The 14,313-nt window shown below is 70.8% G+C and carries 14 protein-coding genes; 5 read left to right on the forward strand and 9 right to left on the reverse strand.

Translation table 11 applies throughout. The features are described from left to right. Positions 1 to 83: 83 nt before the first annotated feature. From V6M45_RS13695 to htpX, 3 genes are all read right to left on the reverse strand, one after another. Positions 84 to 560, reverse strand: a complete 477-nt coding sequence (locus tag V6M45_RS13695; protein ID WP_332657091.1) for a hypothetical protein — start codon at positions 558 to 560, stop codon at positions 84 to 86. Positions 561 to 671: 111 nt separating this feature from the next. Beyond that, complete coding sequence (locus V6M45_RS13700) at positions 672 to 1,904, reverse strand: argininosuccinate synthase (protein ID WP_332657092.1); 1,233 nt, start codon at positions 1,902 to 1,904, stop codon at positions 672 to 674. Between the two features lie 96 nt (positions 1,905 to 2,000). Further along, positions 2,001 to 2,960, reverse strand: coding sequence for a zinc metalloprotease HtpX (htpX, locus tag V6M45_RS13705; RefSeq protein ID WP_332657093.1), 960 nt, complete (start codon positions 2,958 to 2,960; stop codon positions 2,001 to 2,003). 87 nt (positions 2,961 to 3,047) lie between these two features. On the opposite strand from htpX, the gene V6M45_RS13710 reads away from it, so the two are divergent. Together V6M45_RS13710 and V6M45_RS13715 are read left to right on the forward strand one after the other, a co-directional pair. After that, a complete protein-coding gene (locus tag V6M45_RS13710; RefSeq protein WP_332657095.1) occupies positions 3,048 to 3,308 on the forward strand; it encodes a DUF1674 domain-containing protein in 261 nt (86 codons plus the stop codon). A gap of 133 nt (positions 3,309 to 3,441) precedes the next feature. Beyond that, complete coding sequence (locus V6M45_RS13715) at positions 3,442 to 4,212, forward strand: hypothetical protein (protein ID WP_332657096.1); 771 nt, start codon at positions 3,442 to 3,444, stop codon at positions 4,210 to 4,212. Here the strand turns inward: V6M45_RS13715 and pyrF are convergent. Further along, entirely contained in the window at positions 4,209 to 4,928 is a 720-nt protein-coding gene (gene pyrF / locus V6M45_RS13720; protein ID WP_332657118.1) for an orotidine-5'-phosphate decarboxylase, read from the reverse strand. The two genes, V6M45_RS13715 and pyrF, sit on opposite strands and share 4 nt — an antisense overlap. Positions 4,929 to 5,030: 102 nt before the next feature. Between pyrF and V6M45_RS13725 the strand changes: the two genes are divergently transcribed. Next, the gene (locus V6M45_RS13725; protein WP_332657097.1) at positions 5,031 to 5,729 is read left to right on the forward strand and encodes a MarC family protein; all 699 of its coding nucleotides are present in this window, start codon (positions 5,031 to 5,033) and stop codon (positions 5,727 to 5,729) included. Here V6M45_RS13725 and V6M45_RS13730 read toward each other — a convergent pair. Beyond that, entirely contained in the window at positions 5,726 to 6,529 is an 804-nt protein-coding gene (locus tag V6M45_RS13730) for an SDR family NAD(P)-dependent oxidoreductase (RefSeq protein WP_332657119.1), read from the reverse strand. The genes V6M45_RS13725 and V6M45_RS13730 overlap by 4 nt on opposite strands. Beyond that, a complete protein-coding gene (locus V6M45_RS13735) occupies positions 6,526 to 6,996 on the reverse strand; it encodes an Rrf2 family transcriptional regulator (protein ID WP_332657098.1) in 471 nt (156 codons plus the stop codon). The genes V6M45_RS13730 and V6M45_RS13735 overlap by 4 nt, the downstream gene beginning before the upstream one ends. Before the next feature lie 176 nt (positions 6,997 to 7,172). On the opposite strand from V6M45_RS13735, the gene V6M45_RS13740 reads away from it, so the two are divergent. Then, positions 7,173 to 9,158, forward strand: a complete 1,986-nt coding sequence (locus V6M45_RS13740; RefSeq protein WP_332657099.1) for a potassium transporter Kup — start codon at positions 7,173 to 7,175, stop codon at positions 9,156 to 9,158. 47 nt (positions 9,159 to 9,205) lie between these two features. Next, the gene (locus tag V6M45_RS13745) at positions 9,206 to 10,543 is read left to right on the forward strand and encodes an RsmB/NOP family class I SAM-dependent RNA methyltransferase (protein ID WP_332657100.1); all 1,338 of its coding nucleotides are present in this window, start codon (positions 9,206 to 9,208) and stop codon (positions 10,541 to 10,543) included. A 210-nt stretch (positions 10,544 to 10,753) separates the two neighbouring features. Here the strand turns inward: V6M45_RS13745 and V6M45_RS13750 are convergent, their stop codons facing one another. The 3 genes from V6M45_RS13750 to murJ form a co-directional block, all read right to left on the reverse strand. Continuing rightward, positions 10,754 to 11,431 carry a GNAT family N-acetyltransferase gene (locus V6M45_RS13750; protein ID WP_332657101.1) on the reverse strand — a complete coding sequence of 226 codons (678 nt, stop codon included), beginning with the start codon at positions 11,429 to 11,431 and terminating at the stop codon, positions 10,754 to 10,756. Positions 11,432 to 11,498: 67 nt separating this feature from the next. After that, on the reverse strand, positions 11,499 to 12,551 hold the full coding sequence (gene trpS, locus V6M45_RS13755; protein WP_332657102.1) for a tryptophan--tRNA ligase: 1,053 nt from the start codon (positions 12,549 to 12,551) through the stop codon (positions 11,499 to 11,501). Between the two features lie 55 nt (positions 12,552 to 12,606). Then, complete coding sequence (gene murJ, locus V6M45_RS13760; protein ID WP_332657103.1) at positions 12,607 to 14,310, reverse strand: murein biosynthesis integral membrane protein MurJ; 1,704 nt, start codon at positions 14,308 to 14,310, stop codon at positions 12,607 to 12,609. Between the last annotated feature and the right edge of the window lie 3 nt (positions 14,311 to 14,313).

Genomic DNA, 14,313 nt, shown 5'->3' on the forward strand with positions numbered 1-14,313 from the left:
AATCCGCCGAACCCCGTCCGGTCTCAAGTGAAATCGCGGTAAGGCGGCGGACCCCGGGGCCCGCCGCCTCCGCGTAGGGGCCGCTACTGGGCGGCGGCGGGCGCGGCCGGGGCCGCAGGCGCGGTCGCCTGGGCGGTCAGGGCGGTCTGGGCGCCGGCGCGGATCTGGGCGGGAAGCCCCGAGAGCGCGGCGCGGACGCTGGCCTTGGCGCCCGTCATCTGCGCGCGCTTCGTCTCGTCCGTTTCGGCGGCCGCCTCGGCGTCGATGAAGGTCTCGAAGTCGACGATGAAGCCGTCGATCTCCGGCTGATAGCGGGCGATGATCGCATCGACATCGGCCATGCCCCTGGTCTGGTCGGCCCCTGCGCCGGTGACGGCCGCCTCCAGTTCCCCCTGCATCTGCGCCATCCGGGTCTGGAAGACCTCGCCCCGGGCCTCAAAGGCGATCGCAGCGGCCGACTTGGCTTCGGCGGCGGGCGGGGCGGCGGGGGCGTCCTGGGCCAGGGCCGGGGCGGCGAAGGCCAGGGCGGCCGAGGCCGCGAGAATGAGGCGAAGAGACATGACGGGTTCCTGATACGTCGAAGGAGCCCATGCTCCTGGCCGCAGGTTGGCGCCAAACCGGGGCGAGGGCGAGGCCATTTGTGCGCCGCTTCCCGCCCCGGGAGACCGGGATCAGTCTCCGCTGCGCTGGTCGCGCTTGCCCAGCACGCGCAGGCGCAGGGCGTTCAGCTTGATGAAGCCGGCGGCGTCCTTCTGGTCGTAGGCCACGGCCCCGTCCTCGAAGGTGACCAGTTCCTGATCGTACAGGCTTTCGGCGCTCTCGCGGCCGATGACGGTGGCGTTGCCCTTGTAGAGCTTGACCCGGACCGTCCCGGAGACCTTCTGCTGCGAGTGGTCGATGGCCGCCTGCAGCATCTCGCGCTCCGGCGAGAACCAGAAGCCGTTGTAGATCAGGTGGGCGTATTTGACCGCCAGCTCGTCCTTCAGATGCATGGCCCCGCCGTCGAGGGTGATCGACTCGATGCCGCGGTGGGCGGCCAGCAGGATGGTCCCGCCGGGGGTCTCATAGACGCCGCGCGACTTCATGCCGACGAAGCGGTTCTCGACCAGGTCAAGCCGGCCGATGCCGTTGTCGTGGCCGTACTGGTTCAGGGCGGTCAGCAGGGTCGCCGGGCTCATGGCCTCGCCGTTGATCGAGACCGCGTCGCCCTTTTCGAAACCGATGGTGATGACGGTCGCCACATCGGGCGCGTCTTCCGGCGACAGGGTGCGCTGGTGGACGAATTCAGGGGCCTCGACCGCCGGATCCTCCAGCACCTTCCCCTCGCTGGAGGAGTGCAGAAGGTTGGCGTCGACGCTGAACGGGGCCTCGCCGCGCTTGTCCTTGGCGATCGGGATCTGATGCTTCTCGGCGAAGTCGAGCAGGTGCTCGCGCGACTTGAAGTCCCACTCGCGCCACGGGGCGATGACGCGGATGTCGGGCTCCAGCGCATAGTAGCCGAGCTCGAAGCGGACCTGGTCGTTGCCCTTGCCGGTGGCCCCGTGACAGACGGCGTCGGCGCCGACCTGACGGGCGATCTCGATCTGGCGCTTGGCGATCAGCGGCCGGGCGATCGAGGTGCCGAGCAGATACTGGCCCTCATAGACGGCGTTGGCGCGGAACATCGGGAAGACGTAGTCCCGCACGAACTCCTCGCGCAGGTCGTCGATGAAGATGTTCTCTTCCTTGATGCCCAGCTTCAGCGCCTTCTCGCGCGCCGGCGCCAGCTCCTCGCCCTGGCCGAGGTCGGCGGTGAAGGTCACGACCTCCGCGCCATATTCAGTTTGCAGCCATTTGAGGATGATCGAGGTGTCGAGGCCGCCGGAATAGGCGAGGACGACCTTCTTGGGCGCGGACTGGGTCATGGCGGGTCTTTCGGCGAACGCGGGGAGGCGCTGGGCGTTATGGGCGCGCTTAAAGGACCAGACGCCCCGCGATGCAAGGGCAGGAATGGGGCGGCGTCAGCCCCAGGGCCCGCTGGCGCGCGACGGCGTGGTCGGCACGCTGGTCGTCGCCGGCCCGGGAGCCGCCTCCTCGAAGGCCGCGCGGCGCGGCGCCAGACCCATCTTCGTCCCCAGATCCATCAGCGCCCGGACGCGGTTGCCGGTGTTGGGGTGGGTCGAGAACAGGTTGTCCGCTCCGCGTCCCGCCAGCGGGTTGATGATGAACAGCTGGCCCGAGGCCGGATTGCGCTCGGCGGTGACGTTGACGATGCGCTTCGACCAGCCCTCGATCTTCTGCAGGGCCGACGCCAGCGAGGCGGGGTCGCCGGCGATCTCCGCCCCGACCTTGTCGGCCTCGTACTCGCGGGTGCGGCTGATGGCCATCTGGACCAGGCCGGCCGCCATCGGCGCGAGGATCATCAGCGCCAGCGCCCCGATGATCCCGCCGGGCCGTTCCTCGTCCTCGCTTCCGCCGCCGAAGAACAGGGCGAAATTGGCCAGGGCGGCGATGGCGCCGGCGACCGTGGCGGTCACCGTCATGGTCAGGGTGTCGCGGTTCTTCACATGCGCCAGCTCGTGCGCCATGACCCCTCGGATCTCCTCGCGGGTCAGCATGTCCAGCAGTCCGGTGGTGGCGCAGACGGCGGCGTTGGCCGGATTGCGGCCGGTGGCGAAGGCGTTGGGCTGGTCGTTGGGGATGATCGCGACGGCCGGGCGCGGGAGGCCGGCGTCCTTCGCCATCTGCACCACATCAGCGACATAGGTGCGCACCACGGCGTTTGGATGGTTCTCGTCGACCGGCTGGGCGCGGTACATCTTCAGCACGATCTTGTCGGCGTTCCAGTAGCTGAACAGGTTCATGCCGCCGGCGAAGACCAGAGCGATCAGCATGCCGGTCGCGCCGCCGATCAGATAGCCGAGTCCGGCGAACAGCGCCGTCAGGGCGGCCAGCAGGGCGAAGGTCTTGAGGTGGTTCATCGACGATAAGGGCTCGGGATCACTGGCGTGGGGACGGACGCGCCCTAACTTGTGGAGTCCCGCCGTCTGGCTCAAGACACATCCGCTGTGACCGATCATCCCACCACCGACGCCCCCGCCCCGGCTGTTCTCCCCGAGATCGACCCGCCCGTCTTCAATGCGGACGTGCCCCACGCCACGCCGGAGCGCCCCCTGGGCGAAGCCGCGCGCCGGGCCCTGCTGGAAGCGGCCGAACGTCGCGCCTCGGCCGGCGACGCGGGACTGCCGCCGGAGCACGGCGGCCCGCGCGGCCCCGAGCCGACGCGCTATGGCGACTGGGAGAAGAAGGGCCTCGCGGTCGATTTCTGAGTCGCCGGGCGGTCGACACGGTTAATTTTCACGCCTTCCGGGAATGCGCGCCCCGACTATTCCCTCGCTCGGTGCATTCCGAACCCTTTTCTTTCCAGTGACTTAGACTGGCTCCAGCTTTGGAGTTCGTCTCATGCGCGTGTTAACCCTCGCCGCCGCCCTCGCCCTGCTCGCGGCGGGACCCGCCCTCGCCGGCGACCGCACCGGCGGCCACGGCGGTCCCTGCTGCGCCCCGCCGCCCCCGCCGCCGCCCCCGTGCTGCAACCACGGCGGCGGCTCGCACAATGTGAACGTCAATGTGAACGCCAGCGCCCGGGCCTTCGCCGAAGCCTCGGCGAGCTCCTATTTCAACGCCCGCGCCTACAGCGTCGACAACGGTCGCCGGGGCGGTTTCGGCGGCGGCGCGGTCTATGTCGGCGGCGGCGGCTACGGCGGCGACATGGTCGGCTACGGTTATGGCGCGCCGGTCTATTACGACATCGACCGCCGCGTGCTGGCCTGCGCCAGCGCCCCGTTCGGCTATGTCGTCACCGGCTTCGGCCGCGACAGCCGGCGTCCGCCGTCGTGCGGCCGATACGTCGAGTACGAGGAGCACGGCTACGACCGCGGCGGGCGCTACGGCTACAGCGAGCGTCACGACTCCTATGAGGAGCGGTCGTACGAGAGCTACGAAAGCTACGAGGAATACGGGAGCTTCGAGGCGTACGAGGCCTATTCGGACGAGGGCCGCCGCGACGACTGCGACTGCGGCGAGTCGGCGCCCTATCCGCCGCCCTATCTGCCCGAGCCGCCGCGCTACGAGCCGCCGGCCCCGCCGCCGGCGCGCCCGCATCGGCCGCCTCGGCCCCGCCGGGAAGCGCCGCCGCGTCAGGAATACCGGCAGGAGCCGGGCGAGCGGGGCTAGGGCCGGGCGAAGCCGTCGATAGACTCGACGATCGCCGAGGCCGCCAGCAGCGGGTTTTCGGCCGCCACCACCGGGCGCGCCACGACCAGATGGGTCGCCCCCGCCTGCAGGGCCGCGCGCGGGGTCGCCACGCGCTGCTGGTCGCCCTTGTCAGCGCCCTCGGGCCGCACCCCGGGGGTGACGATCAGGAAGTCCGGCCGCCCCGCCTCATCCGCCAGCTGGCGCACCCGCGCCGCCTCCAGCGGGCTCGACACCACGCCGTCGACGCCGCAGTCCAGCGCCTGCCGCACCCGCCGCTCGACCAGCTCGCGGGCCGTGAAGCCGTAACCGATCTCCGTCAGGTCGGCGTCGGACAGGCTGGTCAGCACCGTCACCGCCAGAAGTTTCGTGTCGGAGCCGGCCGCGTCGCGACCCTTGACGGCGCCGCGCATCACCTGGGGCTGGGCGTGGACGGTCAGCAGGTCGCAGCCGCCCTCGGCCACGGCCCGCGCCGCGCCTTCGACCTGGGCCCCGATGTCGTGCAGCTTCCAGTCCTGGAACACCGACTTGCCGGCCTTCTTCAGCTCCTGGGCGAAGGCGACCCCGCCGGGGCGGGCCAACAGGGTGAGGCCGATCTTCCAGGCCGAGATCGTGCCGTCCAGCCGCTCGACCATGGCCCGCGCGGCGTCGAGCGACGGCAGGTCGAGGCCGATGATCAGGCGGGGATCGGTCAGCATCGGGGTCATGGCGTCGCTCCTTTTGCACATCGGGGCTGGACGCAGGCGCGGGCGTCAGCCTTGATGGCCGGGGTCGGGTGAATTGCAGGGCGAGGTCAGCACATGGACGCGGTCGATCTGGGCGTCAACCTGTTCGTGGCCCTGTTCGCCCTGCTGGATCCGATCGGCAACCTGCCGATCTTCGCCGCCGCCACGACCGGCGCGACCCTGCGGCAGCGCATCTCGGTCTCGGCCCTGATCTGCGCCTTCGCCGTCGTCTTCCTCGCCTTCTTCCTGTTCACCGGCCTTGGGCTGCTGCAGTTCTTCGGCATCTCGATGGCCGCCTTCCGCATCGCCGGCGGCATCCTGCTGCTGCTGCTCGGCCTCGACATGGTGCGCGAGGACTTCCTCAAGATGTTCGCCGACGTCGAGTCCTCGACCGACGCCCGCGACGTGCGCGGCTACGCCCGGCGGCGGTTCAAGCGGCTGATCGTGCCTTTCGCCATCCCGCTGATGATCGGTCCCGGGGCCATTTCGACGGTCATCATCGTCGCCGGCGAAGGCCAGCAGATCGGCCCGACCGGGACCCTGGCCGCCGTCGCGGCCATCGGCGCCGCCGGCTTCGTCAGCTTCGTCTGTTTCGCCCTGACCGGCCCGCTCACGCGCCTGCTCGGCGACGTCGGCATGGCCGTCATCGTGCGGGTTCTGGGCCTGATCCTGTGCGCCCTGGCCATCCAGTTCATGCTCTCGGGCCTGTCCGAGGCCATCCCCGGCATGTTCAGCTCGATCGCCACGACGCCCTATCCGGACGGCGGGCACTAGATCCGCTTCAGCCGCCGGGCGTGGCCGCCGACCATGGCCAGCGCCAGCCGGTCGGGCAGGTGTTTGGCCAGGCCGGCCAGCAGATTGTTCATGGCGCCCGGGGTGACGGCCGGCCGGTTGGCCTCGCAGGCGGCGTAGCCGACGCGGGCGACATGGTCGGCGCCCTGCCACATCCAGCCGGGGTAGGCGGCCGACACCTCGGCCCTTGTGCCGTTGGCGTCGTGGAACTCGGTCAGGGTGTAGCCGGGACACAGGGCGGTCACGTGAACGCCGGTCCCGCGCAGCTCCAGATGCAGCCCCTGCGAGGCCTTGATCAGGAACGACTTGATCGGCCCGTACAGGGTGTCGCCGCCGGTCGCCGGCATCCGACCGGCCAGCGAGGCGACGTTGAGGATGCGGCCATAGCCGCGCTCGACCATGGCCGGGGCGAACAGACGGGCCAGCTCGACCGGGGCGGTCAGCATGACCCGGATCATGGCCGCGTGGTCGTCCGGATCGGTGTCCAGGAACCCGGCCGTGCGGCTGAAGCCGGCGTTGTTGACGAGGCCGTCGACGGTCAGGCCCCTGACCTGGACGGCGTCGAACAGGCGTCGCGGTGCAGCCGGGTCGGCGAGATCGTCGACGATGACGGTGACCGTCGCCCCCTTCGCGGCCAGTTCGGCGGCCAGCGCCTGCAGGGGCCCCTCGCGGCGGGCGGTGAGGATCAGGTCCCAGCCCTTGTCGGCGAACACCCGCGCCAGCGCCGCCCCGATCCCGGCCGAGGCGCCGGTGATCAGCGCAGTCCGTCGCGCGGGGCTCAGGCGGCCACCGGGCAGGACGAATGCGGCGCGAAGGCCGCCAGCGACGGCGGATCGGAGGCCAGCAGGTCGGCGATGGTGATTTTCGACAGGGCGTCGCCCGCCGCGCGATCGGCGGCGGTGATCGCCCGGGCCACCTGACGCGGAATGTGCTCGCTGACCGGGCAGCCCTTGGCTCCGGCCGGCGGCGAGCCGAGGTGGGCGCAGCCATTCACGGCGCGCAGCACCGTGTCCAGGGTGATGGTCTCGGGCCGATGCAGCAGCCAGGCGCCGCCGCACGCGCCGGGACGAGTGGCGATCAGCCCGGCCTTGGCCAGCAGGGCCGTCACGCGCCGCACCACCACCGGATTGGTCGGGATGGAGGCGGCCAGAACCGCGCTCGGCGCGGCCTCGGCCGGCGAGTAGGCGCCCTTGTGGGCCAGATAGGCCAGGGCGTGGGCGGCGACGGGAAATCTTTGGCTGTCGGACATGGCGTTACGCCCAAGATAGGACGCCGGCGGCGCTTTCACAAACCCGGGCCTTCCAGGAGGCGCGAGTCCTGCAACCTTCGCACCCGCAGCGCGATTGAACCGCCCGATGAAAGAGCCTAAAGGCTCGCCGCTCGTTTGATGGGAGCCGCGCCGTGCGGCGTGCCCGGAGGCACTTCATGGTCGGGGCCCCTCCTCAAGGTGAAGACGGCAAGCGCGCCGCGAATTCCCCCACCCCCCCGGACAAGTCCGTCGCCCCGGCGCACCCGCATCCCGCGGCCGCCGGCGAAGGCGGCCACGTCAAGGCGGGCAAATGGGGGCTCATCATCGGCGCCATCGGCGTGGTGTTCGGCGATATCGGCACCAGCCCGCTCTACGCCATGCGCGAGGCCCTGCATCACAGCCGCAGCGGCGGCACGGCCGAACTGGCCGTGCTGGGCGTGGTCTCGCTGGTGTTCTGGGCCCTGATCCTCGTCGTGACCCTGAAATACGTCGTCTTTCTGATGAAGGCCGACAACAAGGGCGAGGGCGGCACCCTGGCGCTGATGGCGCTGGCCCAGAGGGCCATGGGCCGACGGTCGGGCCTGGTCTTCCTGCTCGGCGTCTGCGGCGCGGCGCTGTTCTATGGCGACGGCGTCATCACCCCGGCCATCTCCGTCGTTTCAGCGGTCGAGGGACTGCGCGACGCGCCCGGCATCGGTTCCAGCCTCAGCCCCTTCATCCTGCCGATCGCCGCCGGCATCCTGATCGCCCTGTTCATGATCCAGTCGCGCGGCACCGCCAGCGTGGCGCGCTTCTTCGGCCCCCTGACGGCGATCTGGTTCCTGATCCTGGCGGGCCTCGGCCTGTGGCACATCTTCGACGACGTCTCGGTCCTGCGCGCCCTGTCGCCGCACTACGGGGTCCTGTTCCTCGTCGACAACGGCTTCCTCGGCTTCATCATCCTCGGCAGCGTCTTCCTCGCCGTGACCGGAGCCGAGGCGCTCTATGCGGACATGGGCCATTTCGGCAAGGCGCCGATCCGCCAGGGCTGGCTGGTCTTCGTCCTGCCCTGCCTGACCCTCAACTACCTCGGCCAAGGCGCCCTGGTGCTCGCCGACCCCACGGCGCTGGTCAATCCGTTCTGGCGGATGGTGCCGGAGATCGCCTACTGGCCGGTCCTGATCATGGCCACCATCGCCACGGTGATCGCCTCGCAGGCCGTCATCACCGGCGCCTTCTCGGTGACCCAGCAGGCGGTCCAGCTGGGCCTGCTGCCGCGCATCGACATCCGCAACACCTCGGAAAGCCAGGCGGGCCAGATCTTCGTCCCGTCGGTCAATCTGATGCTGATGGCGGGCGTTCTGGCCCTCGTCTTCACCTTCCAGACCTCGACCGCCCTGGCCGCCGCCTATGGCATCGCCGTGACCGGCTCGATGTTCGTCGACACCCTGCTGGCCTGGTTCATCGTGCGCCGGCTGTGGAAGTGGAGCCTGCCGCTCAGCCTGGCCGCGATCACGCCCTTCATCGCCATCGACCTGGTCTTCCTGACCTCCAACCTGCTGAAAATCCCGCAGGGAGCCTGGTTCCCGCTGGCGCTCGGAGGCGTCCTGATCCTGATCATGTGGACCTGGGTGCGCGGCACCCAGATCGTCACGGCCAAGACCCGCAAGGACAGCCTGCCGCTGGCCGACCTGATCGAGATGCTGCGCGCCCGGCCGCCGCACCGCGCCCCCGGAACGGCCATCTTCCTGACCTCCGACCCGGACATCGCCCCCGTCGCCCTGATGCACAATCTCAAGCACAACAAGGTGCTGCACGAGAAGAACGTCATCCTGACCGTACGAACCTCCGACCGGCCGCGCGTGTCCGAGGCCGACCGCGTGCAGATCGAGCCGATCTCGGACGACTTCAAGAAGCTGGTCATCTCCTACGGCTTCATGGAGCAGCCCAATGTGCCCAAGGCGCTCAACGTCTGCCGCAAGCAGCGCGGGCTGAAGTTCGACATCATGTCGACCAGCTTCTTCCTCGGCCGGCGCTCGCTCATTCCCTCGGCCAACCAGGGCATGCCGCTGTGGCAGGATCGGCTGTACATCTTCCTGATGCGCAACGCGGCCAATCCGACGGACTTCTTCCACATCCCGCCCGGGCGGGTGGTCGAGCTGGGCACGCAGGTGTCGGTTTGAGCCGCGAGCCGGCGCCGGGGCGGAACTCGGCGGCCCGCGGCCGTCGCATGGCCGACAAGTCCAGAGGACCGCGTCCTCCGCGCGTCGAACAGCCCCGCGACGAGGCGGCCGACATCGGCGTCGAGGCCCGGCTGGCGGCGGGCGTGCTGCTGAACGCGGCGCTCGAGGGACGCGGCGGACTGGACGCCGCCCTGTCGTTCCGCGAGGTCGCCGCCCTGCCCGGTCCCGATCGCGCCTTCGCCCGCGCCGTGGCCATGGCCGCGCTGCGGCGGCTCGGCGAGATCGACCAGATCCTCGACCGCCGCCTGCAGAAGAACCCGCCGCTGGTGGTCCGCACCATCCTTCGGGTCGCCCTGGCCCAGACCCTGGTGCTTGAAACCCCCGCCTTCGCCGCCGTGTCGACGGCGGTGAAACTGGCCGAGCGCGACCCGAAGACCCGCCCCTACAAGAACCTCGTCAACGCCGTCCTGCGCGGCATCGACCGCGAGGGTCCGGGCCTGACCACCGCCGAGTCCAACCTGCCCGACTGGCTCGCCGCCCGCTGGCGCGCGACCTGGGGCGAGCCGACCCTGGCGGGGCTGGCGCTGGCCGCCCGCGAGGAGCCGGCCACCGATCTGAGCCTCAAGCCGGGGACCGACCCTGCCGCGATGGCCGACGCCGTCGACGGCGAGGTCCTGCCCGGCGGAACGATCCGCACCGGCCGGCGCGGCGACCTCGCCGGCTGGCCCGGGTTCGAGGACGGCCTGTGGTGGGTCCAGGACGCCGCCGCCGCGGTTCCGGTCCGCCTGCTGGCCCCCAAGGCCGGCGAGACGATCGTCGACTTCTGCGCGGCGCCCGGCGGCAAGACCCTGCAGCTGGCCGCCGCCGGCGCCGAGGTCACAGCGCTGGACCGTTCGGACAAGAGACTGGACCGCCTGCGCGCCAACCTCGCCCGCACTGGCCTGAACGCCGAGGTCATCGCCGTCCCGGCCGAGGACTGGGACGACCCGCGCGTCTTCGACGCCATCCTGCTGGACGCCCCCTGCACCGCCACCGGCACCTTCCGCCGCAATCCGGAAGTGCTGCGCGCCACCAAACCCGCCGACGTCGCAAAGCTGGCCGATGTCCAGCACCGCCTGCTCGACGCCGCCGCCGCACGCGTGAAGCCGGGCGGCCGTCTGGTCTATTGCGTCTGCTCGCTGGAGCGCGAGGAAGGCGAGACCCAGATCATCGCCTTCCTGCGCCGCAACCCGGCCTTCAAAACCGCCCCGGCCGTTCCCGCCGACCTCGGCGCCCCGGACGAGGCGCGGACCCCCGAAGGCTGGCTGCGCATCCTGCCGTCGATGTGGGCGGAAAAGGGCGGTCTGGACGGCTTCTTCATCGCCCGGCTGGATCGGGCGGAATAATTCCTTCTCCCGTCGGGAGAAGGTGGCGCGCAGCGCCGGATGAGGGCCGACTGGTCCCATCGGCGTAAGCCGCCGCCCGGACAGCGATACGGCTTCGCCGATACCGCCATGCGACCCTCACCCTTTCGCGCAAGGACGCTCGCTTCGCTCCCGTGCGCAAGCCCTCTCCCATCGGGAGAGGGTCGCTAAACCCCTGCCAGCCCGGATCTGTCAGACCGCCGCCAGCACCCGGTAGTCGATCAGCGCCCGCCCCCTGAACCCCAGCGTCTCATAGAAGGCGATGGTTTCGACATGGGCGGCGCGGGCGTGGAGGAAGGCCGTTTCGCCCCGCTGCAGGATGCGCGCCGTCACGATCCGCATCAGGGCCCCGGCGAGACCCTGCCCGCGCCAGTCGGGATGGGTGCAGACGCCGCTGACTTCTCCGTAGCCGTCGAGACTGAGCCGCTCGCCCGCCATGGCCACCAGACGGCCCTCGCGCCGCACGCCGACGAAAGGCCCGAGCAGATGGGTCTTTTCGAGAAAGGGACCCGGCCGGGTCAGGGTCGCCAGCGCCAGCATCTCCGGCCCGTCGGCGTCGGTCAGATCCTCGACCTCGACCGCCCGCCCGCCGGAGGTCAGGGCCTCGCAGGTCATCTGCAGACAGGGGATGTGGTCGATCGGCTCGAACCCCGGCGGCTCGGGCGCGTCCGCTTCGAACAGGGCGATCGTCCCGGTGGCGCGCGCCAGCCGCTGGAGCGCGCTCCAGTCGGGGTCGTCCGCCGGCACGGCGGCGAACAGGGCGTAGGCGGGATCGAAACGGATCGCCGGGCCGTCCGTGACGGCCAGATGGGCCTGCCGCGTCGTCAGGGCGTTGAGGGCCGGTCGGTCGAGGGGATGGTTCGCACGCATGTCCCCGCTCTAGCGCCCGGCGCGGGCGGCGCCAGCCCCCTGTCGACGCAGGGGCCGGAAGTCGCGATCAGGACCGCCAGAAGCCGACGATCTTCTTGACCTCGTCGACCACCGGATCGGCGATGGCGGCGGCCCGTTCGGCCCCGTCCCTGAGCACCCGGTCGATCTCGGCCGTGTCGTCCATCAACCGCCGCATCTCGGCCGTCACCGGCGCCATGGAGGCGACGGCGAGGTCGGCCAGCGCCGGCTTGAAGGCGCCGAACCCCTGGCCGCCGAACTCGGCCAGCACCTGTTCCCGCGTCATGTCGGCGAGGGCGGCGTAGATGGTCACCAGATTCTTCGCCTCGGGCCGGGCGTCCAGCTCTTCGACCGTCTCCGGCAGCGGGGCCGGATCGGTGCGGGCCTTGCGGATCTTGGCGACGATTGAGTCGGCGTCATCGGTCAGATTGATGCGCGACTGGTCCGACGGGTCGGACTTGCTCATCTTGGCCGAGCCGTCGCGCAGGCTCATGACCCGCGGCGCCGGGCCCTGGGTCAGCGGCTCGGGCAGGGGGAAGAAGCCCGGGGCGTTGAAGTCGTTGTTGAATTTGGCGGCGATGTCGCGGGTCAGCTCCAGATGCTGCTTCTGGTCCTCGCCGGTCGGCACCTCGGTCGCCTTGTACAGCAGGATGTCGGCCGCCTGCAGCACCGGATAGGTGTAGAGGCCGACCGACGAGCGTTCCTTGTGCTTGCCGGACTTCTCCTTGAACTGGGTCATTCGGTCCAGCCAGCCGAGGCGGGCAACGCAGTTGAAGATCCACGCCAGCTCGGAATGGGCCCGCACCGCCGACTGCGGGAAGATCACCGACTTCGCCGGGTCCAGCCCCGAAGCGAGATAGGCCGCGGCGATCTCGCGCGTCTGGGCCGCCAGCAGGGCGGGATCCTGCCACACAGTGATGGCGTGGAGGTCGGCCACGAACAGGAAGCAGGGCGCGCCCGTGTCCTGAAGCTGGGTGAACCGCTTCAGGGCGCCGAGGTAGTTGCCCAGGTGCAGGGCACCGGAGGCCTGGATGCCGCTGAGGACCCGGCGCGGGCCGTCATAGGCGATGGGGGCGGGAGAGGCAGGGGAGGCGTCGGACATCAGCGGCAAATGCCCCAGCGGGCCGGCGAGAGCAACCGGAACTCGCGGGCCCGGCCTAGCGTCCCCGCCGGATCAGGCCCCGCACCTCGGCGACGGTGATCGCGCGGGTGGCGAAGGCGAGGGCCACATAGGTCAGGCCGCCGGCCGCCGTGACCAGCAGCAGGGCCGCCTCCTTGGCCCCATGCGAGGTTCCCATGGCGGCCAGCAGATCGGCGATCGGGGCCTCGAGGAGGGACCGGAAAGACGCCGCGATCCCGACCACCACCGCCAACCCGGCCGCCGCCGCCGCAATCCGTCCCAGCCGCGACAGGGCCGGCACGCTCGGGCGATACAGCCCGCGCCGCCACAGGGCGCCGCCCAGCAGCAGCACATTGGTCCAGGCCGCACCCGACACCGCGGCCGCGATTCCGGCGATGCCCCAGCCGACGTAGAACAGGCCGATGGCCAGGGCGGCGTTGACCGCCACCGAGACCAGGGCGAAGGCCATCGGCGTGCGCGTGTCTCCGCGGGCGAAAAAGGCGGGGGCGAGGATGCGGATCAGCACGAAGGCCGGCACGCCCCAGCCGAACTGGAACAGGGCCCGGGCCGTGTTGACCGCGTCGAAAGTCAGGAAGGCCCCGCGGGTGAACAGGGCGTCGATCAGGAAATAGGGCATGGCCATCAGGGCCGCCGCCGCCGGCAGGGTCAGGGCCATCGACAGGATCAGGGCCTCGTCCATCGAGGCCTGCTGCTGCTGGTGGTCCTTCGAGGCCACGGCGCGCGACAGCCGCGGCAGCAGGGCGATGCCGATGGCCACCCCGACGAGGCCCAGCGGCAGCTGGTACAGCCGGTCCGCCGTCGCCAGCCAGGTCCGGCCTCCGGCCACGAAGCTGGACAGGTTGCCCGAGATGAAGACGTTGATCTGGGTCGCCGAATTGCCGATCGCGGCCGGCACGGCGGTGATGATGATGGCCTTGACCGCCGGGGTCAGCCGGGGAAGGCCGATGCGGATGTCGGCCCCCGCCTTGCGCACCGCCCACCAGCACAGCCCGGCCTGGGCGACGCCCGCCGCCAGCACCGCCCAGGACGCCGCATAGGCCGCCCCGACCTGGTCGCCCCGGGCGGGAATGACGGCGGCCAGCATGATCAGGTTCAGCAGGATCGGATAGGCGCCCGAGACGATGAAGCGGCCGCGGGCGTTCAGGACGCCCGACAGCAGGGCGGCGATCGCCATGCACGGCAGATAGGGCATGGTGATCTGGGTCAGGATCACGGCCAGCTTGAAGCGCGCCGGATCGTCGAGGAAGCCGACGTTGATGACCGTCATCAGCCACGGCATCGTCAGTTGGGCGACGAGCGTCAGGACGACGGTGGCGAAGGCGACGGCGGCGAGGGCGTCGGTGGCGACGCGGTCGGCGACCTCCTCGCCCTCGGTCTGCAGGGTCCGCGCATAGGCCGGAACGAAGGCGGCGGCGAAGGCGCCCTCGGCGAAGATGCGCCGGAACAGATTGGGGAAGTTCAGCGCGGTGTTGTAGGCGTCGGCCGCCGGACCGGCCGAGGCCCCCAGCGCGGCGGAAATGACGATGTCGCGGGCGAAGCCGGCCAGCCGGCTGACCAGGGTCAGGCCGCTGAAGATGGCCGACGAGCGCATCATGCCGCCGCCCTTGCGCGCCGTGGTTCCCGACGCCGGGGGCTGGACGATGGGCTCGCTCGTCCCGGATGCGGAGGGCACGGGCGGGGCCGCCTCGAGGGGCTCGGCTGCAGGGGTCTTGTCGGCCATGTC

This window comes from Brevundimonas sp. (genome assembly GCF_036676055.1).
GTDB lineage: Bacteria > Pseudomonadota > Alphaproteobacteria > Caulobacterales > Caulobacteraceae > Brevundimonas.